The organism is Prevotella sp. CAG:255, from assembly GCF_000431195.1.
GTDB classification, from domain to species: Bacteria; Bacteroidota; Bacteroidia; order Bacteroidales; family Bacteroidaceae; genus Prevotella; species Prevotella rara.
In genome coordinates, this window is sequence record NZ_HF986842.1 from 1 (window position 1) to 875 (window position 875).

An 875-nucleotide genomic window follows, 5' to 3' on the forward strand; every position below is an offset into this window, starting at 1 on the left:
CTTTCGGCGCAATGCATCCCTTGAACCAGCGGTTGCGGAGTTCGTAACCGCCCGACCGATTGCGGAACCCTATGGCGTAATAACGCTTGCCGTTACAAGTGTAATGTACCTCCAAGCACTCATTCCTTGCAACATCCGCGTCTATATTCCTTTCACGTAAATACGCCAACAAGGCAGGAGAATTTAATGGAGAAATGCCTATGTCGGTAAATGTGGGTGATTGTTCTTGTTTTTTAATGTCATGAACAAAACGGTAGATTGTGCTTGGTGCTGACCTGCCGATACATTCTAAAAGGTATGTCATGTCGTTGGAGCGGTACAGTTCCTTTGCCAACGTTATTATCCCTCCGCCCCGGCCAAGCCCGAAATCGTACCAGCAATTAAGCCCGATGTCAACCTTGAACGATGCAGTGCGCTCCTCGCGCAGCGGCGACAAGTACCAAAGAACATTACCCTTGCGTCTTACGGGACTGTGCCCAAGGCTTTCAAGGAAATCGTCAAGAGCAATATGTCTTACAGTTTCAATATCCATAATGATGGGAACGTATATAATAAGGTAAGGAAAATCCTCCGAAACGAACTTCGGAGGATTTGAATTGGTAATAAAAGAACCTACCTACGGCACGAACAGCAGGGCGAACTCAACCTTGCGCCTTACCTCAAGTCCTTTGAGGACCTTGCCGCGGTACATCCTGAACGACACGTACTCGCGGTAGATGTCCCTGTCGCCGGCCTCTAACTTGCGTACCAGCCGGCTTTTCTTCAGGCGTCCGCCGCCGAGCAGCCGGTACACCCCGACATTGTAGGAGAGGACGGCAAGCAGCACCGAGTCCTTGCCGAAGCGGCGGAACACGGCGCAACGCTCCATGATGTCT

The 875-nt window shown here is 50.9% G+C and carries 1 protein-coding gene and 1 pseudogene; both read right to left on the bottom strand.

Annotated elements, in window-relative coordinates; translation table 11 throughout:
- Nucleotides 1-532, bottom strand: a pseudogene (locus tag QVO66_RS11305) (toprim domain-containing protein); the annotation flags it as partial.
- Between the two features lie 84 nt (nt 533-616).
- On the bottom strand, nt 617-875 hold a 259-nt coding region (locus QVO66_RS11310), incomplete at its 5' end, for a glycoside hydrolase family protein (RefSeq protein ID WP_441295433.1).